The sequence below is a fragment of the Streptomyces sp. SID1328 genome, assembly GCF_009865595.1.
Taxonomy (GTDB): Bacteria; Actinomycetota; Actinomycetes; order Streptomycetales; family Streptomycetaceae; genus Streptomyces; species Streptomyces griseoluteus.
The window spans coordinates 1-1,524 of the sequence record NZ_WWKH01000474.1 but is presented as its reverse complement, the minus strand read 5'-3'; the positions used below and the strand labels follow the sequence as shown (position 1 = coordinate 1,524).

Genomic DNA, 1,524 nt, shown 5'->3' with positions numbered 1-1,524 from the left:
CGGCGCGGGCCAGGGTCCGCGCGCGGCGCTTCCCGGCACCGGTCAGAACGGCGGCCGTCCCGGCGGTCCCGGTGGCGCCCGTGGGCCGCAGGGCCCCGGTGCCTTCCAGCCGAACCAGTCCAGCCAGCAGAGCCAGCAGAGCCAGCAGAACCGTCCGGCCCCCGCCGGCCAGGGTCCGGGTGCCCCGCAGGGCATGAACCCCGCGAACCCCGGCGGCCCGCAGCAGGACGCCTTCGGCGGCCGCGGCCCGGCCCAGCAGCAGCGCGGTGGCGCCGGTACCGGTGCCGAGCAGGGGCGTCAGCCGCAGCTCCCGCCGCGTGGTGGCCCGCGTGCCGAGCTGCCCGGCGGCAACCCGGCCTCGCGTGCCTCGCTGGACGTGCCGCGCGGCCACGACGAGCAGGACCCGTCGCAGACCGCGCGCATGCCGCGCATCGACGACCGGCAGGGCATGGGCGGCACCGCCGAGATGCCCCGCATCGATGCGCAGGACCCGTCGCAGACCGGTGGTTTCCCCCGCCAGGACCTGTACGGCGCGGGCGACCAGCAGCAGCACACCGGGCAGTTCGCCCGGCCCGGCGCCAACGGGGCCCAGCACACGGGGCAGTTCCAGCGTCCGGGTGCGGGCGACCAGCAGAACATGGGCCAGTACCAGCAGCCCGGCGCCCAGCAGGCGGGCGGCTACGGCCGTCAGCAGGGCGGCGACGAGTACACCCGCCCCGACCTGTTCGGCGGCCCCCAGGGCCAGCAGCAGGGCCAGCAGAGCCCCCAGGCCCCGCAGCACACCGGCCAGTTCCCGGTCCAGCAGGGCTACGACGCGTACCAGGCCGGCCACACCGGCCAGCACGCGCTGCCCGGCCGCCCGGCGCAGCACCAGAACGGCAACCAGGCCGCGCAGAACCCGAACCAGGCGGGCAACACCGGCCAGTTCGAGCAGCAGCGGCCCGCCGCCCCGCAGCGTCCGGCGCGTCAGGCGCCGGCCGACAACTGGGCGCTGCCCCCGGCCCCGGCCGGCCACACCGGTGACGGCCGTACCCCGCTGTACGACACGCTGGAGACCAACTGGTTCCAGCAGGAACAGCAGCAGTCGGAGTCCGCTCCGGCCGCCCCTCAGCAGCCGCAGGCGCAGGCCCCCACGCCCGCCCCGCAGCAGTCGTCGTCCACCACCGGCTCGTGGCGCACCTCTCCGAACGACGAACTCGTCCGGCAGGCGGAGCGCGTACGACAGCCCGCGGCGGGCGGTGTCACCACCTCCGGTCTGCCGCGCCGTGTGCCCAAGGCGAACCTCGTCCCGGGCACGGCACAGCAGCAACAGCACCACAGCGGTCCGCAGGTCTCCCGTGCGCCTGACGACGTACGCGGCCGGCTGACCAATCTCCGTCGGGGTATCGCTCAGGGCCGTCAGGCCGGGGGCGGCCAGACCGGCAGCTTCCCGAGCCCCACTCACCAGCAGGAGCGTTAGTTGAGTCCGATGAGCCAGGCGGCACAGAACCTGAACTGGTTGATCACCAACTTCGTGGACAACAC

At 75.3% G+C, this 1,524-nt stretch carries 2 pseudogenes; both read left to right on the top strand.

The window, feature by feature from the left end:
- Nucleotides 1–1,459, top strand: a pseudogene (locus tag GT030_RS14680) (hypothetical protein); the annotation flags it as partial.
- Nucleotides 1,460–1,524 (top strand): annotated as a pseudogene (locus GT030_RS14675) (roadblock/LC7 domain-containing protein); the annotation flags it as partial.